27 protein-coding genes and 1 tRNA gene are annotated in these 26,661 nt (G+C 63.4%); 13 read left to right on the top strand and 15 right to left on the bottom strand.

Going from position 1 to position 26,661, the window contains the following annotated elements; genetic code table 11:
- The first annotated feature begins 19 nt into the window (after window positions 1-19).
- The 7 genes from L2I41_RS14185 to L2I41_RS14215 all read left to right on the top strand — a co-directional run bounded on the left by L2I41_RS14185 (window position 20) and on the right by L2I41_RS14215 (window position 5,240).
- Window positions 20-970 (top strand): SGNH/GDSL hydrolase family protein, encoded by a 951-nt coding sequence (locus tag L2I41_RS14185; protein WP_237154227.1) that lies wholly within the window; start codon window positions 20-22, stop codon window positions 968-970.
- Window positions 971-1,112: 142 nt separating this feature from the next.
- Window positions 1,113-3,005, top strand: coding sequence for an ABC-F family ATP-binding cassette domain-containing protein (locus L2I41_RS14190; RefSeq protein ID WP_237154228.1), 1,893 nt, complete (start codon window positions 1,113-1,115; stop codon window positions 3,003-3,005).
- Between the two features lie 38 nt (window positions 3,006-3,043).
- Window positions 3,044-3,733: a DUF599 domain-containing protein gene (locus tag L2I41_RS14195; protein WP_237154229.1), complete on the top strand. Its 690-nt coding sequence runs from the start codon at window positions 3,044-3,046 to the stop codon at window positions 3,731-3,733.
- Entirely contained in the window at window positions 3,730-4,092 is a 363-nt protein-coding gene (locus L2I41_RS14200; protein ID WP_237154230.1) for a DUF3253 domain-containing protein, read from the top strand. Before L2I41_RS14195 ends, L2I41_RS14200 begins: the two co-directional genes overlap by 4 nt.
- 13 nt (window positions 4,093-4,105) lie before the next feature.
- Window positions 4,106-4,549 carry a GyrI-like domain-containing protein gene (locus tag L2I41_RS14205; protein ID WP_237154231.1) on the top strand — a complete coding sequence of 148 codons (444 nt, stop codon included), beginning with the start codon at window positions 4,106-4,108 and terminating at the stop codon, window positions 4,547-4,549.
- 122 nt (window positions 4,550-4,671) lie between these two features.
- Window positions 4,672-4,884 (top strand): ribbon-helix-helix domain-containing protein, encoded by a 213-nt coding sequence (locus L2I41_RS14210; protein WP_237154232.1) that lies wholly within the window; start codon window positions 4,672-4,674, stop codon window positions 4,882-4,884.
- The gene (locus L2I41_RS14215; protein WP_237154233.1) at window positions 4,878-5,240 is read left to right on the top strand and encodes a PIN domain-containing protein; all 363 of its coding nucleotides are present in this window, start codon (window positions 4,878-4,880) and stop codon (window positions 5,238-5,240) included. The genes L2I41_RS14210 and L2I41_RS14215 overlap by 7 nt, the downstream gene beginning before the upstream one ends.
- Before the next feature lie 85 nt (window positions 5,241-5,325).
- Here L2I41_RS14215 and comJ read toward each other — a convergent pair whose 3' ends face one another.
- The 8 genes from comJ to mgtE all read right to left on the bottom strand — a co-directional run bounded on the left by comJ (window position 5,326) and on the right by mgtE (window position 11,625).
- Entirely contained in the window at window positions 5,326-5,805 is a 480-nt protein-coding gene (gene comJ / locus L2I41_RS21640; protein WP_390634247.1) for a competence protein ComJ, read from the bottom strand.
- Between the two features lie 110 nt (window positions 5,806-5,915).
- Window positions 5,916-6,719: a YdcF family protein gene (locus tag L2I41_RS14220; protein ID WP_237154234.1), complete on the bottom strand. Its 804-nt coding sequence runs from the start codon at window positions 6,717-6,719 to the stop codon at window positions 5,916-5,918.
- Window positions 6,720-6,872: 153 nt separating this feature from the next.
- Window positions 6,873-7,214 carry a hypothetical protein gene (locus tag L2I41_RS14225; RefSeq protein ID WP_237154235.1) on the bottom strand — a complete coding sequence of 114 codons (342 nt, stop codon included), beginning with the start codon at window positions 7,212-7,214 and terminating at the stop codon, window positions 6,873-6,875.
- A gap of 107 nt (window positions 7,215-7,321) precedes the next feature.
- Window positions 7,322-7,948, bottom strand: a complete 627-nt coding sequence (locus L2I41_RS14230; RefSeq protein ID WP_237154236.1) for an ATP-dependent Clp protease proteolytic subunit — start codon at window positions 7,946-7,948, stop codon at window positions 7,322-7,324.
- Between the two features lie 201 nt (window positions 7,949-8,149).
- A complete protein-coding gene (locus L2I41_RS14235; protein ID WP_237154237.1) occupies window positions 8,150-8,647 on the bottom strand; it encodes a lysozyme inhibitor LprI family protein in 498 nt (165 codons plus the stop codon).
- Between the two features lie 75 nt (window positions 8,648-8,722).
- Window positions 8,723-9,220 carry a lysozyme inhibitor LprI family protein gene (locus tag L2I41_RS14240; protein WP_237154238.1) on the bottom strand — a complete coding sequence of 166 codons (498 nt, stop codon included), beginning with the start codon at window positions 9,218-9,220 and terminating at the stop codon, window positions 8,723-8,725.
- Between the two features lie 123 nt (window positions 9,221-9,343).
- Window positions 9,344-10,234, bottom strand: coding sequence for a glycoside hydrolase family 25 protein (locus L2I41_RS14245; RefSeq protein WP_237154239.1), 891 nt, complete (start codon window positions 10,232-10,234; stop codon window positions 9,344-9,346).
- The gene (gene mgtE / locus L2I41_RS14250) at window positions 10,216-11,625 is read right to left on the bottom strand and encodes a magnesium transporter (RefSeq protein WP_237154240.1); all 1,410 of its coding nucleotides are present in this window, start codon (window positions 11,623-11,625) and stop codon (window positions 10,216-10,218) included. Before mgtE ends, L2I41_RS14245 begins: the two co-directional genes overlap by 19 nt.
- Before the next feature lie 607 nt (window positions 11,626-12,232).
- Between mgtE and L2I41_RS14255 the strand changes: the two genes are divergently transcribed.
- The 5 genes from L2I41_RS14255 to L2I41_RS14275 all read left to right on the top strand — a co-directional run bounded on the left by L2I41_RS14255 (window position 12,233) and on the right by L2I41_RS14275 (window position 19,420).
- Window positions 12,233-13,564, top strand: a complete 1,332-nt coding sequence (locus L2I41_RS14255; RefSeq protein ID WP_237154241.1) for a 2-hydroxycarboxylate transporter family protein — start codon at window positions 12,233-12,235, stop codon at window positions 13,562-13,564.
- Between the two features lie 145 nt (window positions 13,565-13,709).
- Entirely contained in the window at window positions 13,710-15,605 is a 1,896-nt protein-coding gene (locus L2I41_RS14260; protein WP_237154242.1) for a sensor histidine kinase, read from the top strand.
- A complete protein-coding gene (locus tag L2I41_RS14265) occupies window positions 15,605-16,948 on the top strand; it encodes a sigma-54-dependent transcriptional regulator (RefSeq protein WP_237154243.1) in 1,344 nt (447 codons plus the stop codon). Before L2I41_RS14260 ends, L2I41_RS14265 begins: the two co-directional genes overlap by 1 nt.
- 285 nt (window positions 16,949-17,233) lie before the next feature.
- A complete protein-coding gene (locus L2I41_RS14270) occupies window positions 17,234-18,229 on the top strand; it encodes a hypothetical protein (RefSeq protein ID WP_237154244.1) in 996 nt (331 codons plus the stop codon).
- 78 nt (window positions 18,230-18,307) lie between these two features.
- Entirely contained in the window at window positions 18,308-19,420 is a 1,113-nt protein-coding gene (locus L2I41_RS14275) for a hypothetical protein (RefSeq protein WP_237154245.1), read from the top strand.
- A 199-nt stretch (window positions 19,421-19,619) separates the two neighbouring features.
- On the opposite strand, the gene L2I41_RS14280 is transcribed toward L2I41_RS14275, so the two are convergent.
- Window positions 19,620-19,704: transfer RNA gene (locus L2I41_RS14280), tRNA-Leu, on the bottom strand.
- Window positions 19,705-19,834: 130 nt separating this feature from the next.
- Complete coding sequence (locus L2I41_RS14285) at window positions 19,835-20,101, bottom strand: FliM/FliN family flagellar motor switch protein (protein WP_237154246.1); 267 nt, start codon at window positions 20,099-20,101, stop codon at window positions 19,835-19,837.
- 126 nt (window positions 20,102-20,227) lie between these two features.
- Here L2I41_RS14285 and lipB point away from each other — a divergent pair, with 126 nt between their 5' ends.
- Window positions 20,228-20,956, top strand: a complete 729-nt coding sequence (gene lipB / locus L2I41_RS14290) for a lipoyl(octanoyl) transferase LipB (RefSeq protein WP_237154247.1) — start codon at window positions 20,228-20,230, stop codon at window positions 20,954-20,956.
- Window positions 20,957-21,249: 293 nt separating this feature from the next.
- Here lipB and yjfF read toward each other — a convergent pair whose 3' ends face one another.
- The 5 genes from yjfF to L2I41_RS14315 form a co-directional block, all read right to left on the bottom strand.
- Entirely contained in the window at window positions 21,250-22,224 is a 975-nt protein-coding gene (yjfF, locus tag L2I41_RS14295; RefSeq protein WP_237154248.1) for a galactofuranose ABC transporter, permease protein YjfF, read from the bottom strand.
- Entirely contained in the window at window positions 22,221-23,246 is a 1,026-nt protein-coding gene (locus tag L2I41_RS14300; protein WP_237154249.1) for an ABC transporter permease, read from the bottom strand. The genes yjfF and L2I41_RS14300 overlap by 4 nt, the downstream gene beginning before the upstream one ends.
- Entirely contained in the window at window positions 23,243-24,751 is a 1,509-nt protein-coding gene (locus L2I41_RS14305; protein WP_237154250.1) for a sugar ABC transporter ATP-binding protein, read from the bottom strand. Before L2I41_RS14305 ends, L2I41_RS14300 begins: the two co-directional genes overlap by 4 nt.
- Window positions 24,752-24,887: 136 nt before the next feature.
- Window positions 24,888-25,835: an ABC transporter substrate-binding protein gene (locus tag L2I41_RS14310; protein ID WP_237154251.1), complete on the bottom strand. Its 948-nt coding sequence runs from the start codon at window positions 25,833-25,835 to the stop codon at window positions 24,888-24,890.
- 215 nt (window positions 25,836-26,050) lie between these two features.
- A partial coding sequence (locus tag L2I41_RS14315) for an L-arabinose isomerase family protein (protein ID WP_237154252.1) occupies window positions 26,051-26,661 on the bottom strand: 611 nt, incomplete at its 5' end.

Genomic DNA, 26,661 nt, shown 5'->3' on the forward strand with positions numbered 1-26,661 from the left:
GACTAAGGCGCGGACACCTATGAAACACCCTTGGGCCATATTTCTTGGCGGCTTTGTCCTGGCATTTGGAGTGCTGACGGGCTTGTTCTTCGGCTACATGGTCGTGAACCGCCAGCACCTGCCGGCTTTGCACTATTCCAGCAATAAATCTCTGAACGAAAAGGTGCGCTGGCTTCAAACCCGACTGGCAAACCCGAGCTGCGACACGCTTGTGATCGGCTCGTCCATGGCCTTAAACGGCATTGATTATAGGGAACTGGAAGCTACTGGTTTCAAGCAGGTTACAAATGCTGGGGCGTGGTCTCTGGGCGTGCCACAGACGCTCAGTTTGCTCAAGATCATTCTGACAAAATGCAAACCTACGATCATCATCTACCCAGTATACTACGGCGATTTTGACTTCGCCGATGCCGGTACGGACATAGACTTCGATCGTATTGCAGCTTACATGGCGCGTGCGAGCCAAGGGGACGCGCTGATCAATTACATTGCCGAGTTCAACCCATACGACCTCATTCACGACATGAAAGAGGCACGCAAACGCGAAGCCAAAGGCAACACCATCTACGAGACGCTGAGGTTTGACGCGTCAGGGGCTGCCCTGTTTTCGGCCACCAACTTCGAGACCCAGGAAACGCGATGGGACGGATATCGCTACAGCCCGATTCGGACCAAGGAAGGGTCGTATCGAGCCTTCGCTGAGTTGGCGGACCTCGCGCGCGGTCAAAACATTCGCCTCGTCGTCGCCGAGCCGCCCCTGAGGGCACAGTCCATCCCAGTGCTTGGCCCGGACAACTTGGCGCAGTGGCAGAACTCGGTGCGCCAGATCTGTACCCAACACGGCGGAACGATCGTAGACATGCCCGAGCCTGGCGAGTTCGGCGATGAGCTGTTTGCCGATTTTGCCCACCTCAATGAAAACGGTGCGCGTTTGTGGACCAGGCGTATAGCTAAGGAGATCCACCCGTGACTGCAAAAGGAGGCCATGCGCCCCTTTCGGCAACAGGGTAACCCCGCACCGGAGCAACCAAGCCCACAATCCGATGCCTTTGGTTTGAAACACTTCATTTCCCTTCTTGCCTTTCGGTCGCTTTCAGGCCAAATCCGCGGCCATGCTGATCATCAACGACCTCACCTACCGCATTGGCGGACGCACCCTGATCGAGAAAGCCTCCGTGACCATCCATGATGGCGCGAAGGTGGGCCTTGTGGGGCGCAACGGCACCGGCAAGACGACACTGTTCAACATCATCGCCGGCGAGCTTTCGGCCGAGAGCGGGTCGATCGATCTGGCGCGCGGGGCGCGGATCGGGCGGGTGGCGCAGGAGGCGCCGGGGTCGGACATATCGCTCATCGACTTCGTGCTGGCCGCGGACGTGGAGCGGACGGCGCTGCTGGCCGAGGCGGAGACGGCGCACGATCCGCATCGCATTGCCGAGATCCAGGTGCGACTGGCGGATATCGAGGCGCATTCGGCGGAAGCGCGGGCGGCGACCATCCTGTCGGGTCTCGGCTTTGATGCCGACGACCAGAAGCGGCCCTGCGCCGACTTCTCGGGTGGCTGGCGCATGCGCGTGGCGCTGGCCGCCGTGCTGTTCATGCAGCCCGACCTGCTGCTGCTCGACGAGCCGACCAACTATCTCGACCTTGAGGGCACACTGTGGCTGACCAACTACGTGCAGCGCTATGCCTATACCGTGGTGCTGATCAGCCACGACCGCGACCTGCTTGATACGGCGGTGGATCACATCTGCCATCTGGACCAGGGGCGGCTGACGCTGTGGAAGGGCGGTTACACCTCGTTTGCCCGCCAGCGGCAGGAGAAGATGCTGCTGCAGGAAAAGGCGCGCGAGAAGGTGGAGGCGCAGCGCAAGCACCTGCAGGCCTTCGTCGACCGCTTCCGCTACAAGGCCAGCAAGGCGACGCAGGCGCAATCGCGCATCAAGATGCTGGAAAAGCTGGAGGTGATCGGCGCGGTGGTCGAAGACCACGTGCAGGCGATCAGCTTCCCCAACCCCAAGGCCAAGCTGGCGCCGCCGATCGTGGTCTACGACAAGGTGGAGCTGGGCTACGAGCCCGGCAAGCCGGTGCTCAGAAACCTCAGCCTGCGCATCGATGACGATGACCGCATCGCGCTGCTCGGCAAGAACGGCAACGGCAAGTCGACGCTGGCCAAAGCGATTGCCGACCGGCTGCAGCCCTTCTCGGGCAACATCACCAAGGCGAGCAAGCTGGAGATCGCCTTCTTCGCCCAGCATCAGCTGGACGAACTCAGGCCGAATGAAAGCGCCGTCGAGCATGTGCGACGCCTGATGGCCGACCAGCCGGAAGCCCGCGTGCGCGCCCGCGTGGCGCAGATGGGTCTGGAAACCTCGAAGATGGATACACCGGCGCGCGAGCTGTCGGGCGGCGAGAAGGCGCGGCTGCTGCTGGGCCTTGCCACCTTCCACGGGCCGAACCTGCTGATCCTCGACGAGCCGACCAACCATCTCGACATCGACAGCCGCGAGAGCCTGATCGCGGCGCTCAACGACTTCGAGGGCGCCGTGATCCTGATCAGCCATGACCGGCATCTGGTGGAAGCCACCATGGACCGGCTGTGGCTGGTGGCGGACGGGCGCGTGGCGCCGTTCGACGGCGACATGGACGACTACAAGCGCTATGTCATCTCCGGGCCGTCCAACGGCGACAAGGGCGGCAACAAGGGGGACGACGGCAAGCTGACCAATGCCGACCGTCGACGTCTGGCGGCCGAGAAGCGGGCACAGCTGGCCCCCTTGCGCAAGAAGATCCAGACGCTGGAAACCAAGATGGAACAGCTCAGGCGCGACATCGCCAAGATCGATGCGGCGCTGGCGGCTCCCGACCTTTTCACCAAGGATCCCGCCAAGGGCAGCAAGCTCTCCAAGGATCGCGCAGACCACGTGCGCGCACTGGACCATTCCGAAGAGGAGTGGCTTGAGCTATCGTCGGAATATGAAGCGGCGGAAGCCGAGGCGGGCTGAACGGCCCGCCCTTTCACGCAAAGAGAGACACATCCGACATGGACGCCTTCACCTCCTGGGACATTGCCGCCGTGCTTTGGTTCCTGGCCACATGGCTGGGCCAATCCTGGCTGACGGAGCAGAGCCCCTGGAAAGACAAGGCGCTGAGCAACGCGATCAACTCGGCACGGCATCAGTGGATCGCCCGCTGCTCGGGGCGCGACCTCCGGATGATCGACACCGCGATCATGGCAGGCCTGCAGAATGGCACGGCCTTCTTCGCCTCGACATCGCTGCTGGCCATCGGCGGCGGCTTCACGCTGCTGCATTCAATCGATCTTGCCGTGGGTGTGGTCGCCAACCTGCCGGTGACGCTCAGCCCCGCCAACCGGGCGGCCTTCGAGGTGAAGGTGATCGGGCTGATCGCCATCTACGCCTATGCCTTCTTCAAGTTCGGCTGGGCCTATCGCATGTTCAACTATGCCTCGATCCTGCTGGGCGCCCTGCCCTACAAGGACCAGCTGGGCACGCCGGAGATGGAGCGGGCGGTGAACCGCTGCGCCGCCATCACGGTGATCGCCGGCAAGAACTTCAACCGCGGCCTGCGCGCCTTCTTCATGTCGATCGGCTTTCTCGGCTGGTTCATCGGCCCGGCCGCCCTGTTCCTGAGTGCAAGCTTCCTGCTGGCGGTGCTGGTGCGCCGACAGTTCTTTTCCGATTCCGTCAAAGCCCTGAAAGAGTTCGCATGACAGATGATTTCGATCCCCGCCGCGTGAAGGCGGGCCAGATCCGTGAAAAGCTGATGGGCATGGCGGCAGACGCCGACCTTCCGGCGCGCGGCCTGAAGCCCGACGCGGTGGCGCGCGCCATCGGCGGCAAGGACGAGAAGGTCTGGCGCCGGCTGATGAAGCCGGTGAAAGACGAGGCCGTGCGTCTGGCCAAGGACGGCAAGGTGGTTCTGCTGCGCAAGGGCAAGCCGATCGATCCCGATCGCATCAAGGGGCTCTACTCGATCCGTCTCCTGAAGGACGGCGAGGCGATGCCGGTGTTCGAGGCCGAGGATCTCGACGACGACGATCTCGACTTCCTCGACGATGACGAGGATTGAGGCGGGACGCATCATGATCGAGACCGTCGCCCTGCCGGAATTGATGGTGATCGGCTTCGTCGTTGAAGCCCCCTGGACGGAGTTGCCGCAAGCGGTGCCGGCGGCCTGGCGCCGCCTGTTCGCCGCACCGACCGGCGCCAGCAACTTCCTTGAAGCCTCGCTATCGGAGACGGGCGGCGTCTATCGCGAACTTGTCGGCTATCTCGCGGCAGCGGCGAGCGACCTGCCGGAGGGCATGGAGCGGGTGGTGTTCCCGGCCGGGCGCTATCTGCGCCTTCGGCACGAGGGACCGGTGACGGACATTCATCTCGGCTTCGGCCGCCTGCTGGAACACGCCAGGGCGCACGGGCTGGCGGTGGAGCCGCTGAAGCTCGACTTCGGCTACCGGAGCGATGGGCAGGACGGCGCGCACGAGCTGCATGTGCGGCTCAAGGATGCGGTGCTGCGGCTCGCCTGAACGGGCGGCGATCGCCTTCGGCCTAAGTAGTTTCATGTATCTGATTTATTTCGTCATTTCGGCCAATTGTGAAGCATGGCCGGCGTGATATCTTTCGAAGATATTCACGTGGGACCGTGGCCATGCGTTTTCTGGTCGACTTCACCGACGAAACCATCGACACGCTGAACCAGCTCTCGGCCGAGCGGCAGGTGTCGCGCGCGTCGATCATCCGCGACGCGGTGGACCTCTATCTGGCCCAGCAGCCGCACCCGGGGCCGATCGACGGCTTCGGCCTGTGGAAGAGCGGCGAGGACGGCGTGGCCTATCGCAACAGGATGCGGCGGTCATGGTGAAGGTACTGATCGACACCTGCGTGCTGGTGGACCATCTCAACGGCCGGCCCGAGGCGCATGCGGAAATCGCCAGCCACGTGCACCCGGCCATCAGCCGGCTCACCTGGATGGAAGTGCTCGCCGGCGCGCCCGACCACGCCATCGCGGCGACACGCCGCTATCTCGACGGCTATGAGGTGGTGGAGATCGGCGAAAGCGTCGCCGAAATCGCCGCCTCCATCCGCCGCAACAGCGACATCGGCCTCGGCGACGCCCTGACCATGGCCTGCGCCCGCGCCATCGGCGGCGTGCTGGTGACCCGCAACAAGGCGGTGTTCACGGACGCGGACCCAGCGGTGCGGATACCTTATGAGTGAGGGGGGACAGTCTCCATGCTGTCGAAGGAAGTAGGCAGCAGGCTCAACTCAATTCAACTGCCAGGCCATCCTGCATGCTTGCTATCTAGCTGACCGCTGGCTTGGCTGTTTTGAGAAGTTCGTGCCCAACTGATAATTCTGAATCAGCCCTGACTACAAAAAAGCGCGGGCTTTCAGCGCGAGCAAAGGTTAAGCGCCCGCGAGTACCTATCTCACCCCTCGGCTGCAGGAATTCACATCTCAATAGATAGGCACCACCCTTCAAAGGCACGGGCGTCGTCTCTATTATACTTCCAACTTCAACGCCTCCATTTGGAGGGACATCAAATGGCACCTCTATTGCATGTACCGCTTCCGGCATTGGGTGCGGAAGTTGATCGCAAACAAGGACATCAATGATATGTTCGCCAGACTCCGCGATTGTGCGAAATGAAACACTCCCGGGACGCCACGAAAATCCCTGTAAAGCATGCCGCTCTGTCCAGTCATTGAAAGGATTTTCGATATTTTTCGCAAATATTGCAAGCTGACTATGTGAAACTATTGTTCTAATTTCACAATGCATTTTTCCGCCCCCCCGATTTTGTCCTGGGTGCAAGAGCCATCGAACAACTCACAACACGTGCTTCCTATGCGCGCACCAACCAACATACTGCGTCTCTTGTGGAGTCCCCCTCACCCCGGCGCGGGGAACAGCGCATCCGTGTATCCCGCGAAGCGGTAGGCGGTGAGGCCGATCCATTCCTTGATGGCGAGGTCGGTGAGGAAGAGGCCGTCGCTGGCGAACTGGGCTTCGAGGAGGCGGGGGTGGGGTTCGACGCGGTAGTCGACCGGCCAGGCGGTGAGGCCGTTCCAGCCGGCGGCGCGGAAGGTGCCCATGGCGCGCGGCATGTGGAAGGCGGAGGTTACGAGGATCCAGCTGTCGGTGGCCTGCGGCTGGACCACGTCGAGCGTGAAGGCGGCGTTCTCGCGGGTGTTGCGCGAGCGCTTCTCGAGGGTGATCCGCTCGGGGGCGATGCCGAAATCGATCAAGACCTGGCGGGCGAACTCGGCCTCGGGCGTGTCGGTGCTGTCGACGAAGGTGGCGGAGCCGCCGGTGAAGATGACGCGGGCGGCGGGGTAGCGGCGCGCCAGCGCGGCGGCCTCGATCAGGCGCTCGGCACCGTCGACGAACTCAGGCGCGCCCCGCTCGGTTGAGAGGTGCGTGTCGATGATGCCGCCGAGGACGATGATGCCTGTGGGGTTGAGGCTCTCGGGATGGGCGGGCGCGGAGAAGCGCTGCTCCAGCGGATACATCAGCAGGGACGGCAGGCAGCTCCAGGCGCTGGCGGCCATCAACAACAAGGCAATGACGACGAACTGGTTGCCACGGCGGACGTGATTGAGGCCGCGCAGCAGGAGACCGGCGAAGATCAGCAGGATGAAGGCGTTGGACGGGCGGATCAGCATGAAGCCGAGCTTGGAGAGCGCGTAGAACATGCCGGTTCGCCTCCCCTTCCCCGCTGATCCCATCAACCAATCGCAGCAGATGCTGCCGCATCAGCGCGTTGAAGTCACCCGGAAATTCGTCGCTGTCCCCGCCACTCAAGGCGAATGATGTGCCGGATGCGCCGAACGGGCCGGCTCACGCCCTCATTCGGGAGACAGCACCGAGCCGGGCACGTCGCCGACGGCGCCCTTGTAGGAAATCTCGCACCAGCGCTGGTCGAGCAGCTTCAACTGGCTGGCCTTGCTGCCGAACTGCCAGGAGCCGAAGGGAATCTCGTCGCGGCACCAGCGCAGGATGATGCCGGTGGCGCCGCCGGGCAGCGTGCCCTTGCGAGCCGCCTTCTCGCTCATGTCGGCATAGAGCGGCGTGTCCTTGCCGGCGCGGACCTTGTAGGTCATGTCATAGGGACTGGCGGATTGGGCCAGCGCGCTCCCGCAAACCATCATGGAGCACAGGCAAGCCGCAACGATCTTCAAGCCCCGCATCCCAATCTCCCCCGAAACGGTTTCGGACGTGTCACGTTCCTCGTCAACCATAACACGAAGCCCGGCACGCTGAAACGCACCGGGCCCTCTCTTCGTGATCAACCGGATCAGCCGGTGATGTCGGTCGCGTTGTGGATGACCTTGCCGACCAAGCCGTATTCGATGCCTTCCTCGGCGCTCATCCAATAGTCGCGATCGGTGTCCTTCTCGATCTTCTCGATGCTCTGGCCGGTGGCCACGGAGAAGATCTTGTTGAGACGGTCGCGCATCTTGATGATCTCGCGGGCCTGGATCTCGATGTCGGTGGCCATGCCGCCGGCGCCACCGGACGGTTGATGCAGCAGGAAGCGGGTGTTCGGCGTGCAGAAGCGGCGCTCCTTGGGCACGGACACGTAGATCAGCGCGCCGGCGCTCGCCACCCAGCCGGTGCCGATGATGTTCACCGGAGCGGGGACGAAGCGGATCATGTCGTGGATCATGTCGCCCGACTCGACGTGGCCGCCGGGGGACGAGACGATGACGGTGATCGGCTCCTCATTGCTGGCCTCGGCCAAGGCCAGAAGGCGCGACGTCACCTCCTTGGCCATCTCCTGGCTGACCTGACCGGTGATGAGAACGGTGCGGGACTTGAAGAGATACTTGTCCACCTGCGGCGCGCCGGCAGCTTCCTTGCCCTTTTCGTCCTTCTCGTCCTCGTCGTCGAGACGAGCATATGCCTGACCCTTGGAAATCATGGGGACCTTCTTCGACGTTCGGCCCCCGGCAAGGCGCCGGGAACCCGTTGGATGCAAATCACTCTGGCGCTATTGGTAGCGCATCCGAGACGCCGACCGCAACCCGCCCCGTGCGACAGGGTGAACGGGAAACGACCGTAAGCCTGCGCACTCCGGCGGGAGCGCGCGCGGCGGTCGCGGGCAGGATCGGCGCGGCCCGGATCATTCCTGCAGATAGGAAAGGAATCCCTCGAGTGTAAGGGCGCGATGGCCGGTTTCGCGCTGATAGCAGGCGGTCGCGGCCGGGCCGGCACCGGTGCCGCCATCCCAGAAGGAGGCTTCCATCTCGCAGGTCTGGTCGCGCAGAGCGATCCAGGCCTTCTGCTGGGCCTTGAGCGTCGCCTTGCGGTCGTCGTCCAGCTTGCCCATCAGCTGCTTGTAGGCGGCGTTGAGGCGGTCGTCCCAGATGGTGGCTTCCTTGTCGGAGCAGGCTTCCATCATGGGCGTGCTGTCGTTGCCGTCTTCCTGCAGGCAGGGGTCGGCGACCGTACCGATGCAGCGATCAAGGGAGTAGCCGCTTTCGGACGAGGACTGGATGCAATCCTCGATGGCCTGGCGGTCAGCCTTGGTGGGCGTGGCCGGATTGTCTTCCTGCGCAAAAGACGGAGCGCAGGAAATGAGGAGACCGCCGAAAAGAACGGCAGCGAACATCGACTTCATGAAATTCCTCCCAGGAACAAACAGAACCGGTGGCCGACCCTATCGAAGAAAGTCAGCCGGAGCTAGCGGTTGCGATCAGCGGCGCTCGAAAGCGGCCCATCCCCAAAGGGTGACGGCGCGATAGGCGGTCTCGTACAGGGTGCATCTGGTATAGGCGGTGTTGCCCATGGGCGCCCCCTCCCAGGAGGCATGTTCCCAATCGCAGGTCATGTCACGCGTCTTGATCCAGGACTGCTGCACGGCCTTGAGCTGCTTCTTGAGATCGCCCTGGGAGGCCTCCATCACGGACTTGTATTTGGCGTTGAGCAACTCGTCCCAGACCACGCGTTCGCGCTCGAGGCACTCGAAGACCGGTTCGTCGCCATCCTCCGTGTTGGCGGCGAGGCAGGCGTCGGAGATCTTGCCGATGCAGCCGGTGGGGGCGCGGTGGTTGCTCCAGCTCTCGTCGAGGCAGGCGGCGATGACCTTGCGGTCGGCATCGGTCGGCTTGCGATCGCCATTGTCCTGAGCGTGACCTTGCGAGCTGACCAGCGGCAGGCCAGCGAGAAGCGACGCGAAAATGATGGTCTTCATGAAAATCTCCGGGCGTAATGAGGCAACGGCTCACTCTTAGCCCGGAAGAGGTCTCGGTGGGTCGATGCAGGCAAGTTTTGTCGTCGGCTTGCCTGCAGCCCGGTGCCGGACGATGTCGTTCCGTCAGTCGTCGTTGATGGCCAGCTGACCGGCGAGGAACTGTTCCCACTCGCTCTCGGAGCCGTAGAAGACGTTCCGGTCGACGCGACCGCGGATGCCGGGAACGCGGCCGTTCTCGGTGTGCTGCCAGAACTGCCACTTGAGATTCGGCGCGCGGTAATAGGGATGGCCCTTGTAGGAGGCGATCCAGATCAGGTGGTTGGGGAAGGCCCCGGCCAGGCGCTCACGGTAGAAGGCGATCGAAGTGTAGATCACCGGCCGCTTGCCGTAGAAGCGTTCGATGTCGGTGAGCCACTGATTGAGCTCGGGCAGCAGTTCGGCGCGCGAGGGGCGCTTGGGACAGGTCTTGGAGGCGGTCCACTCAAGGTCGAGCACCGGCGGCAGCGCCGTCGCGTCATAGGGCACATGCTGGATGAACCAGGCGACCTGTTCGGAGGCCGGGCGGCAGAAGTACCACATGTGATAGGCGCCGCGGGCGACACCGGCGGCGGCCGAGCCATACCAGTTCTCGGGGAATTTCTCGTCGCTCCAGTCGCCGCCTTCCGTCGCCTTGATCCAGGCGAAGGCGGTGTTGGAAGCGCGCACGGCATTCCAGTTGATGTCTTCCTGGAAATAGGAGACGTCGATGCCCTTGACCGGGAAGTCTTCGGGTCCGGGCGGCTCATAGTCGAAGAAGGCACAGGAGGCCATGCCAATGGCCACGCCGCCTAAAGCCAGGGGATTGACCAGACGCGCGGCGATCATCAGCAGGCGGTCGAAACGCCCGACGCTTTCGATTTTCCTGGAGATGGGCACCTTGCGGCGCCGGACATTTCCCTTGCGAAGCGACTTGCGACCAAACTTGCCGACGAGCGGCCAGCCGGCCACGAAACTTTTCAGCTTACCAAGATCCATGTTGCGAGACCGAGAAACGAAGCATACCCAACGACGTCCGTCACGGTGGTCACAAAGGCCCCCGACGCCACGGCCGGATCGATGTTCAGGCGGTCCATTCCAAGCGGGATGAGCATCCCGCCCAAAGCTGCGGCGACCATGTTGATGATCATTGCCGCACCGAAGACGACACCAAGCATGGCGTCGTGGAACCAAACGCCCGCGATCGTTCCGACCATAAGCGCGAAAGTCATACCATTTAGTAAACCAACACTTAATTCGCGGCCGAAAATGCGCCAGACGTTGTTGGCGTCCAGATCGCGCGTGGCGATGGCGCGCACGGTCACCGTCATGGTCTGCGTGGCGGCGTTACCGCCCTGCGAGGCGACGATGGGCATCAGAACGGCCAGTGCCACCATCTTCTGGATGGACCCGTCGAATTCGCCGATGACCGCGGAGGCGAGGAAGGCCGTGGCGAGGTTGATCACCAGCCAGACCCAGCGGGTGCGCAGGGTGTAGAAGACGCTGTCCGAAATCTCTTCGTCGCCGACGCCGGCGAGTGCGCGGATGTCTTCTTCCACTTCCTGCTGGATGACGTCGACGATGTCGTCGACCATGAGCACGCCGACCAGCCGCTCGGCCTCGTCGACGACGGCGACGGAAACGAGATTGTAGCGCTCGAAGAAGCGGGCGACTTCCTCCTGGTCCTCGGTGACGAGAACGCGCTGGCGATCGTCGTTGAAGACCTCGGAAATCTTGGTGTGACGCGGCGCGCGCAACAGCCGGTTCAGCGCCACGGCGCCGAGGAAGCGGAAGCCCGGATCGGTGACGAAGATCTCGTAGAACTCTTCGGGCAGATTGGACTGGTCGCGCAGATAGTCGATGGTCTGCCCCACCGTCCAGAAGGGCGGCACGGCGATGAAATCGGTCTGCATGCGCCGGCCGGCGCTTTCTTCGGGATAGTCGAGGCTGCGCTGCAGCGCGACGCGATCCATGAAGGGCAGCTTGGCGAGAATCTCCTCCTGATCCTCGTCGTCGAGGTCTTCGAGAAGATAGACGGCGTCGTCGGAGTCCATCTCGCGGACGCCTTCGGCGACCGCGTCGGCGGGCAGTTCCTCGAGCAGCTGGACGCGGACGGTTTCATCCACCTCGGTCAGGGCCGTGAAGTCGAACTCCTTGCCGAGCAGCTGGATGAAGGTGGCGCGCTCGTCCGGCGCCAGCGCCTCGATGAGATCACCGACGTCGGCCTCGTGCAGATCGCCGGCCAGCTCGCAGGTACGGCGGGCGTCGGCGGCCTCGATGGCACGCGTGAGCTCGTCCAGGAAGAGGCTGTTGAGATCGCCCTCCTCGTCCCTGAGTGCCGGAAGCGGCAATTCGAGGTTCATCGGCGCGTTGGGCTCGGTTTGGGCCATGGCGCGTCTCCCGCTGGTTCGTGTCGGCGATCAGGATGAAATGCTAGGCGAAATCGGTGCGAAGCAGCGACATCTCCAGGGCGAGTAAAATAGGCAAATTGTGGCAAGGCAAGGGAGAATATCGGTTTTCTCACAGAGGGCGACAATCCGTCTTGGCCCGCAACTTGCCGTGTGGCGCCGGGACAGTGGACGCCCTTTTACGACTAAAGTCGCAAGGGGAAACGCTTGCGATAAAATCCTTATTTCACAAGGCGTTACACGAGCGTTTCGCCTGACCGCCAAAGTCGGGGCCAGCGCATTTCGTCCGGACTTCCAGACGCTGCAGGATGGCGTTTGTCCGGATTTCCGGACGACCAGATGCGAGCCGGGGAAAATTAAAACGATAAAACAAGGCGTTAGCGAAAGATTAAAACTGGCACGATCCATGCGGAAGCAAATGGCAGCGAACGGGCTGCCCTTTCTGACGGGAGGGGCGGACGGAGACCCGGTCGCAAAGGATGCCAGTTGCGCACAGAAGAACTCAAGTCGCCCGACCCGGTTCTCGGCAAGCGCAGCAGCAAGGGACGAAACGTTTGAAACGGCCGTTGCGCCGCCCGGAGGAAAGACCATGACGGACATTCCACAGTCGCCAACCCAGGTACAACTCGGCGGGGGTAACCTCCTGTCGTCCATCTTCAACTACAAGGTCGGCCCGGTGCCGCTGCCGATCTACGCGGCCATCGCCGCCGTGGTGTTCGGCGCCTCGGTGGTCGGCAAGCTGCCGGCCGACATGATCGGCGGCTTTGCGGCCATCATGGTGCTTGGCTTCCTGCTGGGTGAAATCGGCGCGCGGGTTCCGGTGCTCAAGAATATCGGCGGCTCGGCCATTCTGTGCCTGTTCGTCCCCTCGGCCATGCTGGGCTACCAGATCATGAACCAGCCGACGACGGACGCCATCAAGGCGGTGATGAAGACGTCGAACTTCCTCTATCTCTACATCGCCTGTCTGGTGACCGGCTCGATGCTGGGCATGAACCGGCGCGTGCTGATCCAGGGCTTCCTGCGCATGTTCGTGCCGCTGGCCATCGGCACGCTGGCCGCCGTCGCTGCCGGCTCGCTCGCCGGTCTCGTCTTCGGCTATGATATGAAGCACACGTTCTTCTACATCGTGATGCCGATCATTGCCGGTGGCATCGGCGAAGGCATCCTGCCGCTCTCGCTCGCCTATGCCGAGATCCTGACGTCCGAACAGGCTGCGATGATCGCCCAGCTGATCCCGGCCGCGCTGATCGGCAATGTGGTCGCCATCGTCACCGCCGGCGTGCTCAAGCGCTATGGCGAAAAGCACCCGCAGTATTCGGGTCAAGGCCTGCTGGTCCGCTCGGGCGACGACAATGAACTGCTCAAGGAAATGACCGCCGAAAAGCCGCTCGACCTGTCGCTGATGGGCGCCGGCCTGCTGATGGCCTGCACCATGTTCATCCTGGGCAGCTTCCTGTCGCCCTTCATCGGCATTCCCGGCCCGATCATCATGATCCTCGGCGCCGCGCTGCTGAAGGTGTCCAAGCTGATCCCGGCCCGCATGGAGACCGGTGCGCACCAGATGTACAAGTTCATGACCACCAACATGACCTTCCCGCTGCTGGTTGGCCTGGGCGTGCTCTATGTTCCCTGGAACGACCTGATCGCCGCCTTCACCCCGGCCTACTTCGTCATCTGCACGGTGACCGTGCTGGCGATGGTCTCCTCGGGCTGGTTCATCGGCAAGGTTCTGAAGATGTACGAGGTGGAAGCGGCCATCGTGACGGCCTGCCACTCGGGTCTTGGCGGCACCGGCGACGTGGCCATCCTGTCGGCCTGCAACCGCATGGGCCTGATGCCCTTCGCGCAGATCTCGACCCGTATCGGCGGCGCGACCATGGTGGTGCTGGCAGTGTTCCTGATGAAGATGTTCCACTGATAGCATTGATCCTGCGAGACAACGAGCCGAGGCAGCCCCCTGCCCCGGCTCGACGCCTATCGGACGGGCGGATTGACTTCGCACAGCACGTCGGCCCGCAAAATGGATATAGTGCGCTTCAGAAGCTGCCAGACCCGAGGCAAAGTTGAGCGAAGCGTCCCTGTCTGAACCTCTCACCGTAGCGCGGACACCGCGGCGCTGGTGGCGTGGCGCCTGCCTTGCACTGGCGGCGATGGCGACGGCGGTAGGCGTGGGCTGGGTCACCTATACGGTCGGCTTCAACGCAGCCGTTGACGGCATCCGCGGCAATGCGGTGCATCGGCTGGATCTCTACGGGGCGAGCATCGAGCGCGAGATCAACAAATTCGCCGACTACCCCTATGTGATGGGCTTTGACGCCACCGTGCGCGCCCTGCTGATCGATCCGGAGAACGACCATCTCAAGGATCTGGTGAACACCTATTTCCAGAAGCTCAACAGCCGCATCGGCACGCTGGACGTCTATCTGCTGAACCGCGACGGGCGGGTGATCGCTTCAAGCAATTTCGACCAGCCAACCTCTTTCGTCGGCCGGGATCTCTCCTATCGCCCCTATTACAGAAACGCGCGCGTCGACCGGGTGGAGCGCTTCTTCGGCATCGGCACCACGGACAAGTTGCCGGGCTATTTCCTGGCGACAGCGCTGCACGAGGGGGCGAATGTTCTCGGCGTGGGCGTGGTCAAGGTGAGCCTCGACCAGCTGGAAAAGTCCTGGGCGTCGGTGGAATCGCCGGCCATCCTGTCGGACGAGCACGGGGTGGTGATGCTGTCGTCGGTGCCGGGATGGAAGTTCGGCGCGCTGGCGCCGCTGAGCCCTGAAGCGCGACGGCAGATCGTGGCGGCACAGCAGTTCAACGATCGCGACCTCGCGCCGATCGGTGTCACGGTGCTGAAGCGGCTGGATGGACAGACGCAGATCGTGCGTCTGCCGGAGGGGCAAACGGACTCGGCCTTCAGCACGGGCGGCCTCTATCTCGCCGAGAGCCGGGCCATGGCGGAGACGCCCTGGCAGCTGACGGTCTATACCAATCTCGGCGAAGCCAACGACATGGCGGGGTTGCAGGCGGCGCTCGGCGGGCTGGCGACGCTGGCCGTGTTCGGCCTTTGGGCGACCTGGCGGCAACAGCGGCGGCACCGGCGCGAGCAGATCGCGGCGCAGATCGCCCTGCAGCAGGCTCATGACAATCTCGAAGGTCTGGTGGCGGAGCGCACGTCCGAACTCAGCCAGTCCAACGAGCGGCTGAAGCTTGAGGTCGGCGAACGCCTGCGGGCCGAAGCAACCCTGCGCGAGGCACAGACGGGGCTGGTGCAGGCCGGCAAGCTGGCGGTGATCGGGCAGCTTTCGGCGGGCATTGCCCACGAGCTCAACCAGCCGCTGGCGGCGCTCGGAACACTGGCCGGCAACGCGGTGAAGTTCCTGGAGCGCGGCGACACGGCGACCGTACAGACCAACCTGCAACGCATCCAGCCGCTGGTGGATCGCATGGGGCGGCTGACCGGGGAGCTCAAGACCTTCGCCCGCAAGTCCTCCGGCGAGCCGCAACGGGCCGAGCTGCCGCGCATGCTTGATGACGCGCTGTTCCTGATCAGCCATCGCATCGCGCGCGGACCTGTCAGCGTTGAGCGCGACATACCCGCCAGGCTGCCGGCGGTGCGCTGCGATCCCAACCGGATGGAACAGGTGCTGCTCAACGTGATCGGCAACGCGCTCGATGCCATGGAGGGCCAGACGCGGCAGGTGCTGAGCCTCACGGCCCGGGCCGAGGGTGACAGGCTCTTGTTTGAAGTGGCCGACAGCGGCCCGGGTATCGCCGACGACAAGATCGACGCCATTTTCGAGCCGTTCTATACCACCAAGGCGCCGGGTGTAGGCCTGGGGCTGGGGCTTGCCATCTCCGCCGGTATTCTGCGCGATATCGGCGGACAGCTTACGGCCCGCAACGCAGCGGGCGGCGGGGCGGTGTTCACCATGGTGCTGCCGATCTGGAACGGAGAGAGTTGATGCCGTCGAGTGCTTCCCATGTCCTGGTGGTCGAGGACGATCCCGATGTGCGGCTTGGCTGCGAACAGGCATTGCAGCTCGAAGGCTTTTCGACGGTTGGCGCAGAGTCGGTGGAAAAGGCGATCCGGCTGATATCGGCGCAAATGCCCGCGGTGATCGTCTCGGACATCAGGCTGCCCGGTCGCGACGGGCTGTCGCTGCAGAAGGAGATGCAGGGGATAGACCCGGATCTGCCGGTGATCCTGATCACGGGGCATGGCGACGTCTCCACCGCCGTGCAGGCCATGCGCACCGGCGCCTATGACTTCATCGAGAAGCCCTTCCGGCCCGACTATCTGGTGGACGTGGTGCGGCGCGCCTTCGAAAAGCGCAGTCTGGCGCTGGAGGTGCGGGATCTCCGCCGCAAGCTCGACAAGACGGCCCGGCTCGACCAGCGGATCATCGGGCGGTCCCCGGCCATCGAACGGCTGCGCCAGCTCATCAGCGACATCGCCGGCACCAATGCCTCGGTGCTGATCAACGGCGAGACCGGCGCCGGCAAGGAGCTGGTGGCGCGCTGCCTGCACGACCTCAGCGCCCGCAAGAACGGACATTTCGTGGCCATCAACTGCGGCGGCCTGCCCGAAAATCTAGTGGAGAGCGAGATCTTCGGCCATGAGGCCGGCGCCTTCACCGGCGCGGCCAAGCGACGGATCGGCAAGATCGAGTATGCCAGCGGCGGCACGCTGTTCCTCGACGAAGTGGAGACCATGCCGATCAGCGTGCAGATCAAGCTGCTGCGCGTGCTGCAGGAACGAACGCTGGAACGGCTCGGCTCGAACACGCCGATCCCGGTGGATTGTCGCATCATCGCCGCGGCCAAGGGCGATCTCGGCAAGATGGCGGAGAGCGGGGCCTTCCGCGCCGACCTCTATTATCGCCTCAACGTCGCGTCGCTGAACCTGCCGGCGCTGCGCGAGCGGCCGGAGGACATTGCCCTGCTGTTCGGCCATTTCGCCGAGGAGCAGGCTGCGGTGCACGGCCGACCGGTGCCCAAGCTCGACGCGGCCGCCATGGGGCGGCTGATGTCCTATCGCTGGCCGGGCAACGTGCGCGAACTGAGGAACGTGGCCGACCGCTGCGTCCTCGGCATCGAGCGCGGCTTCCCGCCGTTCGCCGAGGCGGCGCCGACCGCATCGGCGCAACTGTCGCTGCCACAGGCGGTGGAGGCCTTCGAGCGGGCGATGATCTCCGACGCCCTCGCCCGCGCCGACGGCAACATCGGCCGCGCGGCGCAGGCGCTGCAGGTGCCGAAATCGACGCTGCACGACAAGATGGGCAAGCTGGGCCTGACGGGGGGATGAGGCGGTGGCGCGAGGCCGCTCCCCAGCTAGGCACCGGCGCAGCCGTCCCTTGACTGGCGACGAACTGAATTCATGAGAGAATTCAAGAGATACCGCGTTGCGCCACGACAGGAACCGGCGTTGGCGCCTGCAGCAAATGCCATATTGTAAAGAATTCACGATGTGTTATTTTTTGAGTGTTGGCAGCCAGTTTTCGTCCTTTTGATTTTCTATTCTGTTTCCAGACACCCATCAGTGTCGCCTGCGGTTCGCCAGCAATAACATCTTCATTTAAGGGAGATCGATATGACCAAGGTCGTTTCGATGGCGCTTTCTGCTGCTCTTTTTTCTGCGGCATGCCTTGCACAGCTTGCACCAGCCACGGCACACACTACCATTCCAGAGCTGAACTCCGGCAATACACTGAGCCTGATCGAACAGTCGAACCTGATCTTCGTCGGCACGGTGCTGTCGGTCCAGTATACGAAGTCTGTGGCATCCAAGACCTCGGTTGCGGTGCCCTTCACACTGGTGACCTACCAGATCTCCAAGGTGTTGCGTGGCAAGAGCCCTGGCAAGACCATCACGCTGCGGTTCATCGGCGGCAGCGACGGACAGGGCCGCTTCATGCAGGCCGAGGGCGTGCCGAACTTCGAGGCCGGCCACAAGGACATCATGTTCCTTGCCGGCAATGGCGGCGACAACAGCTGCCCGCTGGTCTTCTGTGAAGCGGGACGCTACCGGATTTTCGAGAATGCCGTCTACGACTACAACGGCACGCCGGTGTTCCAGGCCGACAAGCGCCGCATCAATGCTTCGGGCCAGATCCCTGATGCATTCCGGAAGTTCAGTTTTCCGCGGCCCGACTTCGACGAGCTGATCAAGAACCCGGACGTTCAGGTGCAGATCGAGAAGCTCGGGCGCCCGATCGAGGATCTGCGCGCGGACTATGAGAAGTTCGCACCGACGAGCTTCTCCTTTGCCGATACGAACACGCCGCCCAAGGGGAGCGACAGCTCCCGCATCAGCCGTCCCAGCCCGACGGGCGACCAGAACCGCAAGCCCATCGCCCTTGACGCCTTTGCGGCGGTGATCGTGGCCGGGGATGGCTCCGTCAAGCCGGCGCGCAGCAAGGTGGTCAGCGTCGATCCGAAGGCACAGATCACCTTTGCCCCGACGGTCAGTCTGAGACCGCCGAAGACGCCGACGACAACCGCCAATGCGTCGAGCCTTTCCGCCCAGGATGCGGCCGAACTCAAGGCACTCGCCGACAACGGCGGCAATCCCGTTCTTCCGCGCTAATCGATTTTCGCGTCGCGCGACCACGAGACCGCCTGCGTGCGGGATCGGTGCGCGCCGATGCCAAAGGGAGTTTCAGACATGACCATTCGCACCGGACTTCTTGCGTCCGCAATCCTGGCCGCGACGGCCGGGCATGCGTTCGCCTTCGTCTACACCTCGTGCCTCGATGAAAAGATCAAGTGGTCGAGCAACAGCGTGACGCTGCGCGCCGATCCCACCAGCTTTCCGTCGGGATATTGGCGCAACGGGATGGACGACACGATCACCAAGTTCAATCGCAATCCCAGCAACTTCCGCTACTCGCTTGCCACCGACAGCGGTGGCGTCGGCCTTGGCAACGGGCAGAACGAAGTCTGGGGATCCACCGACAATGGCGTGCTCGATGGCGCACCGGCCATCGCCTACACCTGGCGCGACTGCTACTGGTTCTTCGGCAATCACGTCGGCATGACGGAAGTGGACGTGATCTACGACTATCACGACACGGCCAGCAATCCCTTCGAGTGGACCGCCAGCACCAGCAAGGCCAACCTGACGCGCTATCTCGGCTCCGGCCGCGAAATCCAGACCACCGGCATTCACGAACTGGGGCACGGACTGAAGCTCAAGCACGTCAACACGGAGTATAACGTGATGGGCGCGGACTTCGAGCACATCCACGTCAACGGCTCCACGGCGACCGCCTATCTCGGCGAAGATGCCGCGGATGGCGCCGTATTCCTCTATGGCACGCGCAGTGAAACCTGGGAGGATCTGGGCGTCGTGCACTGGAAGTTCGCCGGCGCGTCGGGCGAGTATTCCGACCACGACAAGACGCAGATGTTCAATTCGAGCAATGCGGTCCTGGCGACGGTGAATGTGGCGGGGGAAACGGGCTACCGCGTGAACCGGGGCCAGGCGGTGAAAGCCGAGTTCACCTATGAGAACAACGGCAAGAGCACCAAGACCGTCAACATCGGGTACTACGTCAGCACCAACGACACCATCACGACCGGTGACACCAAGATCGGCAGCGTATCGATGACGCTTTCGCGGGGCGACGTGTACACCTCCCGCACGCAGCTGACGATTCCCTCGAACCTGTCGCTCAACACCAACTACTGGATCGGCGCCATCATCGACGACAACAATGCCGTCACCGAGAAGGTCGAGACCAACAACGCGACCTATATCCCGATCCGCGTCCAGTAAGCGCCGACTGGAGTGATCGAGACCTTGCGGGCGCGGCCATGTCGCGCCCTTCTTTCGTTTGAATGTCGCGCAAGCGGCAAGCGTCCAATCATTGCCGAGGATGCGCGTGGACGCCGCTTTCCGGGCGGACCAGACACCGCTGTCGCCAGAAAGCAAAAACCCCTTGAAAACCCTGACTGCTCAGGACTTTCAAGGGGTTTGGTGCGGTCGAGAAGACTCGAACTTCCACGTCTTGCGACACAGCGACCTCAACGCTGCGCGTCTACCAATTCCGCCACGACCGCATCTTGGTAGTTGCCGGTGATTTGCGCCGGCGGGGGGTTCTCTAGCAAACGATTCCGAAGCGCACAAGGGGGGATTTGGAGAAGTTTGGGATAAGTCGGCAAAAGGCCGAAAAACCGAGGAAAATCCGCGTCATATTTTTTTGACGTCGTCGACGCGGCGGTAAGTCGGCGCCCGGAAAAGCACCTCGGTGATGGATACGGTGACTCGGTCACCGTGCAGGACCACCTGACCGCGCGCCACGGGATGTTCGTTGGCGAGAATCTCCACGTCGTCGTCCACGGACTTGTCGAGCTCGATCACGGCGCCACGGCCCATGCGAAGCAACTGGTGGATCGGCATGGTCTGCCCGCCGAGCACGACGGAGATGTCGACGTTGATCTTTTCGAAGGTGGTCATAGGCTCTATGTAGTCCTTCAAGGCTTTCCGGCCACCGCGCGGCGAGACCGGAAACAGCCAAGGGCCGCAGGCAAAATTTGCCCTACCCTTCGGCAAAATGCAGTTTCGACGGGATTAGGTTACCGAATGGTTAACGCGCGTGACGAAATCAGGGTGGAGCTGATGCCTCTGGCCGGTTCTCCACCGGTGGAGTGGCGGATCGAGGCGGATCCGGTCGATTATCCGGCCGCCGTCGCCTTCATGGAGGCGCGCGTGGCGGCCATTGCGGCCGGAACAGCCTCGGAGCTCGTATGGCTGGTGGAGCACCCTGCCCTCTATACGGCGGGCACCAGTGCCAATCCGGTCGATCTGGTGGCGCCGGACCGATTCCCCGTCTACGCGACGGGGCGCGGCGGACAATATACCTATCACGGTCCCGGCCAGCGGGTCGCCTATGTGATGCTGAACCTCGAACGGCGGGCCAAGGATGTGCGCGCCTTCGTGGCGGCACTCGAATCGTGGATCATCGGCACGCTCGACCGTTTCAACGTGCGCGGCGAGCGGCGCGAGGATCGGGTTGGCGTCTGGGTGCGCCGGCCCGACAGGGGTGATGGCGCCGAGGACAAGATTGCCGCCATCGGCATCCGCCTGCGCAAATGGGTGACCTTCCACGGCATCAGCCTCAACGTGGAGCCCAACCTCGAGCATTTCAGCGGCATTGTGCCCTGCGGCATCCGCCAGCATGGCGTGACCAGCCTCGTCGATCTCGGTCTGCCGGTGACGATGGAGGATGCGGATGTGGCGTTGAGGGCGGCCTTCGAGGAGGTGTTCGGGGCAACGGTGACCGTCAAGCCGGTCAACCCCTCTTGCATGTAGGCTGCCCTGCCCCTGCCGATGAATGAACGAAGCCCGCGATCTCCTGGGGAGACCGCGGGCTTTGCTCTGGTGTGTTGCGGCCATCCGGGGCCGCTTCACAAAAAGGCCGCCTGCAGGCTGTCACAAGGGCAGCCGTGCAGGCGGAAGTCAGCGGTTGCCTGTAACAGCGGCTGGAGGCCGGGATGCCCCACCGCGGCAACCGCAGGCACGGGCCTGCCCCTTCCCATCCTTGCGCCGACACGGGCGAGGAGAACCGGAAGGGGGACCAGCGGGCGCGCCCTGGCGCGCCGCCGTCAGGCCGCTCCTTGCGAGCCCAGCGCGGTGACCGAGCGCATGATGCCCTTCTGCAGCACGATGAAGACGAACAGCAGACCGCCGATGACGATGCGGATCCACCAGCTGTCCAAAGTGCCGTCGAAGATGATCAGGGTCTGGATCAGGCCCTGGATCAGGCCGCCGAACACCGTGCCGATGACCAGACCGACGCCACCGGTGAGCAGCGTGCCGCCGATGACCACCGCGGCGATGGCGTCGAGTTCGACACCCACAGCCGCCAGCGGATAGCCGGACGAGGTGTAGAGGGCGTAGACGATGCCGGCGACGACAGCGAAGACGCCGTTGAGGGCATAGACGCCGACCACGGTCTTGCGAACCGGCACGCCAAGCAACAGCGCCGACTGGGCGTCGCCGCCGATGGCGTAGACGTTGGCGCCGAAGCGGGTGCGGTGGGCAATGATCAGCGCAACGATCAGGCAGGCGATCATCACCAGAGCCTCGGCTGACAGCCAGCCCTTGCCGATCGGGAACGGGATGCGGAAGGAACCGAAGGCCTCGGCGAAGGGATGGTTGATGGGCACGGAGTCCTGCGAGATCACCGCGCTCAAGCCACGCAGCATGAACATGGACGTGAGCGTGACGATGAAGGGCTGAATCTCGAAGGCATCGATGATGTAGCCCATGAGCGCGCCCAGCAGGAAGCCGAAGACGATGAGGACCAGAGCGGCGGTCAGCGGATGCCAGCCGTCGCGCACCAGCACGGCCATGACGATGCCGACGAAGGCGATCATGGAACCGACGCTGAGGTCGATGCCGCCGGAGAGGATGACGAAGGTCATGCCTATGGCGGCGATGATGACGAAGGCGTTGTCAGTCAGCAGGTTGCCGAAGACGCGGGTCGTCAGGAAGTTGTTGAAGTAGAAGCCGCCGATTGCATAGAGCAGCAGGAAGACGACAATGGTCGCCAGGATGGGAAGCCGGCGCTCTCTCATGACTTGACCTTTCCGCCGCGCGAGCCGAACAGCACTGCGATGCTTGAGCGAAGCTTCGGCGCCTGCACCAGCAGCACGACCAGAATGACGATGGCCTTGACGACCAGGTTATATTCCGGCGGCAGCCCGCTCATCAGGATGGAAGTGGTGAGCGACTGGATGATCAGCACGCCGACCAGGGTATTGGCGAGGTAGATGCGGCCACCGTTGAGCGACGCGCCACCGAGCACGACCGCGAGGATGGCGTCGAGTTCGGTATAGAGGCCCGAGGTCACCGCATCGGAGGCGCGCACGTCGCCGGTGATGATGATGCCGGCCGTGGCCGAGCAGACGCCGATGATGGCATAGGCGGCGATGGTGATGACGCGGGTGCCGACGCCGGCGAGACGGGAGGCCGACGCGTTGCTGCCGACGGCTTCGACGAAGAGGCCGAAGGCGGTCTTGCGCAGCAGCGCCCACAGGATCACGAAGACCAGAACCACCAGATACAAGCGGGTGGGAATGGTCAGGAACTGGCCGGTGGACAGGCTCTCGAAGAATTCAGAGCGGAAGGTGGGAATGCCCGGGCCGTTGATCATCAGCGCGAAGCCGCGACCGGCGACCATCAGGATCAGCGTGGCGATGATCGGCTGGATGCCGAGCAGCGACACCAGGGCGCCATTCCACAGGCCGCAGAAGGCACCCATGCCGAGGGTGACCAGCACGATCAGCCAGGGATTCCAGTCGGCGTGGATATAGTGGGCCATGACCGCGCCAGAGATGGCGACGACGGAGCCGACCGACAGGTCGATGCCGCGCGAGCCAATGACAATGGCCATGCCCATGGCGATCAGGGCGATCGGCGTGCCGCGGTAGAGAATGTCGATCAGGCTGCCGTAGAGACGCCCCTCGACCAGGCGGATGGAGAAGAAGCTGGGATTGATGATGCCGTCGATCACCAGCATCACGGCAAGCGCGAGCAGCGGCCAGACGATCGTAGGCAGGCTGCGCTTGGCTTCAGGTTTTGCTTTCAATTCGGTCATGAGTTTGCGATCGCCTCCACAATGGCGGCCTGCGTGATGTCCTGGCCCACGATTTCCTTGACCTTTTCACGGTCACGCATGACCAGCACGCGATGGCTGAAGGCAACGATCTCCTCGAGTTCGGAGGATGCAACCAGGAGCGCGAGGCCCTCGGCGCAGAGCTTGCGGATGAGCGCCACGATTTCCGCGTGGGCACCGATGTCGATGCCGCGGGTGGGCTCGTCGAGAATGAGCAGGCGCGGCTTGGCCACCAGCCAGCGGGCCAGAATGACCTTCTGCTGATTGCCGCCCGACAGCTGGCCGACGCGCTTCTCGGCATCCGGCGTGGCGATGCCGAGCGCCTTGATCATCTCGTCGGCCAAGCGGTTCTGCTCGGCCTCGCCGACACGGCGGAAGATGCCCTGCTTGCTCTGCAGCGCCAGCACGATGTTCTCGCGCACGGTCAGATCGAGGATCAGGCCGTCGTGCTTGCGGTCTTCGGGGCAGAAGCCGAAACCGAGATTGATCGCCTGCTTGGGTGTGCGCAGCGAGACCGGCTGCCCGTCGATGCGGATCTCACCGAGATCGGCACGCTCGGCGCCGAAGATCAGCTTGGCGGTCTCGGTGCGACCCGAGCCGAGCAGGCCGGCGAGGCCGACCACTTCGCCGGCACGCAGGTCGAAATCGACCGACTTCAGATAGCGGCTCTTGCCGAGCGCCTTGGCGGAGACCAGCGCCTCGCCTTCCATCTTGATGGTGTCGGGCGACGGACGATCGCCGGTGTGGCCTTCGACCTGACGGCCGAGCATCATGGTGACGAGGCGCATGCGCGGCACTTCGGCCACCGGGCCGGTGCCGACAAAGCGGCCGTTGCGCAGCACGGTGATGCGGTCGGAGATGGCGTAGACCTGGTCGATGAAATGGGTGATGAAGACGATGGAGATGCCGCGGGCCTTGATGTCGCGCAGCACGCCGAACAGGGTCTCCACCTCATGGGCGTCGAGACTGGCGGTGGGCTCGTCGAGGACCAGCACCTTGGTCTCGCGATCAAGCGCGCGGGCGATGGCCACGAGCTGCTGGACGGCGAGAGAATAGCTGCCGAGCGACCGGCCGACGTCGATGTCGAGGCCGAGGCGGGCGAGCGAAGCGCGGGCGCGTTCGCGGGTCTTCTTCCAGGAAATGAAGCCGAAGACCGACGACTGGCGCTCGATCATCAGGTTCTCGGCCACCGACAGGGTCGGGACCAGATTGACTTCCTGGTAGACGGTGTTGATGCCGAGGTCCTGTGCGGCGGCGGGAGAGGAGATGTGCACCTCCTTGCCGTCCAGCGTGACCGTGCCGGCGTCACATTGATAGACGCCGGTCATCACCTTGACGAGGGTGGACTTGCCGGCACCGTTTTCACCGAGCAGGGCGTGGACTTCGCCCGGATGCAGGGTGAACTCTACATCCTCGAGCGCCTTGACGCCCGGGAAGGCCTTGCAGATTCCGCGCATGGTCACGCGCGGCTCGATCTCTTGTGTCATCCGTTCCGCCTTGTTGATGCCCGTTCAGGGATGAGGGGAATGTCATCGGGCTTTTGGCCCGCGACATTCCCCTCGCCGGAATTCAGTCCTTGCCGGACCGCCACCATGGCAATCCGGCAGAGAGCTGCGGACCTGATTACTTGATGCCGCGGGCCGCCATCAGGGCGTCGACGTCATCCTTGGTGTGCAGGTCGGAGGCGATCACCACCCACTTCGGCCAATCCTTCTTGCCGTCGAGGTAAGCCTGGACGACGTCATAGATGTCCTTGCCGATGTCCGAACGCAGTTCGACGGAGGCGTTGGCATCGCCGGCCTTGATCGCGCGGAATTCGTCGGCGACACCGTCAACCGAGACCATCAGCACGTCCTTGCCCGGCTTCAGACCGGCTTCCTTCATGGCCTGGATCGCGCCCAGTTCCATGTTGTCGTTATGGCCGAACACGGCGCAGACGCCCTTGAAGCCGTCGGTCGCCTTGATGAAGCTCTCGGTCACTTCCTTGCCGCCGGCGGTGGTGAAGTCACCAGACTGCGACTTGATGATCTTCATGTTCGGGAACAGGGAGATCACGGCCTCGAAGCCCTTCTTGCGCTCGATGGCGGGAGCGGCGCCGACGGTGCCCTGCAGCTCGACGATGTCGCACTTGCCCTTGGAAGCCTGGGCGAGCCAAGCACCGGCCAGACGGCCTTCCAGGTTGAAGTCGGCGGAGATGCGGGTCACGTAGAGGTCCTTGTCGGCCTCGACGTCACGGTCGGCGAGGAACACCGGAATGCCGGCATCCTTGGCTTCCTTGAGGACAGAGTCCCAACCGGTCACGACGACGGGGGCGATGATGATGGCATCGACGCCCTGGGCGATGAAGCCGCGGACGGCCTTGAGCTGGTTCTCTTCCTTGCCCTGGGCGTCGGAGAACTTCAGGTCAATGCCACGCTTCTCGGCTTCGGCCTTCATGTCGGCCGAGAAAGCCGGACGCCAGTCACCCTCGGAGCCAACCTGGCTGAAGCCGATGGTGAGCGCCGAAGCGGAGCTGGCGATCATCAGGCCAAGGCCGAGCGTAATGGCACCGAGCAGATTGGTCTTCTTCATATTGGTCTCCTCCAACTTGGAAATATGGCCAGGCGCCAGGCGCCGGCGTTGTTACCGCGTTTGACCGACCTGACGCGTCATGCGCCGGCCGATCGGGTCGCGACCGCCCTTCCCCGGCGATCGTGAAGTCAGAGCTCTCCGCCACGTCTCTCCGTGTGACGGAAGCTCCAAGGAAACGCCGCCCACCCCTCCTCGGACGCGGGCGACGAATAGGCTCACACTTCGACGTATTCGACGTCAGCGAGTTCGCAATAGGCCTTCCACTTGGCGCGTGTGTCGCCGAGGTGGAGGACCTGATGGTGGGTGCCGCCGTTCTTCAGCCAGCCGTTGAGGCATTCCTTGACGCCGGTGTCGGGCTTGAAGAAGAAGTAGGGCATCTCGAGGCCGGGCAGTTCCTCGGTGTCGAGGATGGTGCCCTGGGAGACCACGAGGCGGTACTTGTCGGCGCCGATCGAGACCAGGCTGACCAGCGTCGCCGGGCCGGGTTCGCCCTGGAACAGCACGGTCGGCGGGTTGTCGAGGCCACCGATGCCGAGCGGACGGTCGATCAGCTTGGGGCGACGGTCCTTGCGGGCCACCTTCCAGTTGCCTTCGCCCATGTGGCTCTGCAGCGCCGCATCGAGCTTGAAGTCCATGGCGTACATTTCGGTGAACTGCGGATCGGCCTGGATCGCCCGGCCCGCTACCATCAGCGAGGCACAGTTGGTGTCGCCTTCCGCCGCATAGCCATAGCCCTCGGCCATCAGGTTCGAGGCAGCCATCATGTGGATCTGGTTGAAGCGGCCGTCATAGCCGATCTCGTTGAAGTAGATCGAGAAGCCGTCAT

Origin of the sequence: Oryzibacter oryziterrae (assembly GCF_021864535.1) — a bacterium.
GTDB lineage: Bacteria > Pseudomonadota > Alphaproteobacteria > Rhizobiales > Pleomorphomonadaceae > Pleomorphomonas > Pleomorphomonas oryziterrae.

Excerpts from the sequence above, each read along its gene's own strand:
- comJ (WP_390634247.1), bottom strand. The coding sequence starts at position 5,805 with ATGCATTGTGAAATTAGAACAATAGTTTCACATAGTCAGCTTGCAATA.
- L2I41_RS14220 (WP_237154234.1), bottom strand. The coding sequence starts at position 6,719 with ATGTTCTACGCGCTCTCCAAGCTCGGCTTCATGCTGATCCGCCCGTCC.
- L2I41_RS14190 (WP_237154228.1), top strand. The coding sequence starts at position 1,113 with ATGCTGATCATCAACGACCTCACCTACCGCATTGGCGGACGCACCCTG.
- lipB (WP_237154247.1), top strand. The coding sequence starts at position 20,228 with ATGGTTAACGCGCGTGACGAAATCAGGGTGGAGCTGATGCCTCTGGCC.
- L2I41_RS14215 (WP_237154233.1), top strand. The coding sequence starts at position 4,878 with ATGGTGAAGGTACTGATCGACACCTGCGTGCTGGTGGACCATCTCAAC.
- L2I41_RS14270 (WP_237154244.1), top strand. The coding sequence starts at position 17,234 with ATGACCAAGGTCGTTTCGATGGCGCTTTCTGCTGCTCTTTTTTCTGCG.
- L2I41_RS14300 (WP_237154249.1), bottom strand. The coding sequence starts at position 23,246 with ATGACCGAATTGAAAGCAAAACCTGAAGCCAAGCGCAGCCTGCCTACG.
- L2I41_RS14195 (WP_237154229.1), top strand. The coding sequence starts at position 3,044 with ATGGACGCCTTCACCTCCTGGGACATTGCCGCCGTGCTTTGGTTCCTG.
- L2I41_RS14200 (WP_237154230.1), top strand. The coding sequence starts at position 3,730 with ATGACAGATGATTTCGATCCCCGCCGCGTGAAGGCGGGCCAGATCCGT.
- L2I41_RS14305 (WP_237154250.1), bottom strand. The coding sequence starts at position 24,751 with ATGACACAAGAGATCGAGCCGCGCGTGACCATGCGCGGAATCTGCAAG.
- L2I41_RS14210 (WP_237154232.1), top strand. The coding sequence starts at position 4,672 with ATGCGTTTTCTGGTCGACTTCACCGACGAAACCATCGACACGCTGAAC.
- L2I41_RS14230 (WP_237154236.1), bottom strand. The coding sequence starts at position 7,948 with ATGATTTCCAAGGGTCAGGCATATGCTCGTCTCGACGACGAGGACGAG.
- L2I41_RS14275 (WP_237154245.1), top strand. The coding sequence starts at position 18,308 with ATGACCATTCGCACCGGACTTCTTGCGTCCGCAATCCTGGCCGCGACG.
- mgtE (WP_237154240.1), bottom strand. The coding sequence starts at position 11,625 with ATGGCCCAAACCGAGCCCAACGCGCCGATGAACCTCGAATTGCCGCTT.
- L2I41_RS14235 (WP_237154237.1), bottom strand. The coding sequence starts at position 8,647 with ATGAAGTCGATGTTCGCTGCCGTTCTTTTCGGCGGTCTCCTCATTTCC.
- yjfF (WP_237154248.1), bottom strand. The coding sequence starts at position 22,224 with ATGAGAGAGCGCCGGCTTCCCATCCTGGCGACCATTGTCGTCTTCCTG.
- L2I41_RS14245 (WP_237154239.1), bottom strand. The coding sequence starts at position 10,234 with ATGGATCTTGGTAAGCTGAAAAGTTTCGTGGCCGGCTGGCCGCTCGTC.
- L2I41_RS14255 (WP_237154241.1), top strand. The coding sequence starts at position 12,233 with ATGACGGACATTCCACAGTCGCCAACCCAGGTACAACTCGGCGGGGGT.
- L2I41_RS14310 (WP_237154251.1), bottom strand. The coding sequence starts at position 25,835 with ATGAAGAAGACCAATCTGCTCGGTGCCATTACGCTCGGCCTTGGCCTG.
- L2I41_RS14265 (WP_237154243.1), top strand. The coding sequence starts at position 15,605 with ATGCCGTCGAGTGCTTCCCATGTCCTGGTGGTCGAGGACGATCCCGAT.
- L2I41_RS14285 (WP_237154246.1), bottom strand. The coding sequence starts at position 20,101 with ATGACCACCTTCGAAAAGATCAACGTCGACATCTCCGTCGTGCTCGGC.
- L2I41_RS14205 (WP_237154231.1), top strand. The coding sequence starts at position 4,106 with ATGATCGAGACCGTCGCCCTGCCGGAATTGATGGTGATCGGCTTCGTC.
- L2I41_RS14225 (WP_237154235.1), bottom strand. The coding sequence starts at position 7,214 with ATGCGGGGCTTGAAGATCGTTGCGGCTTGCCTGTGCTCCATGATGGTT.
- L2I41_RS14240 (WP_237154238.1), bottom strand. The coding sequence starts at position 9,220 with ATGAAGACCATCATTTTCGCGTCGCTTCTCGCTGGCCTGCCGCTGGTC.
- L2I41_RS14185 (WP_237154227.1), top strand. The coding sequence starts at position 20 with ATGAAACACCCTTGGGCCATATTTCTTGGCGGCTTTGTCCTGGCATTT.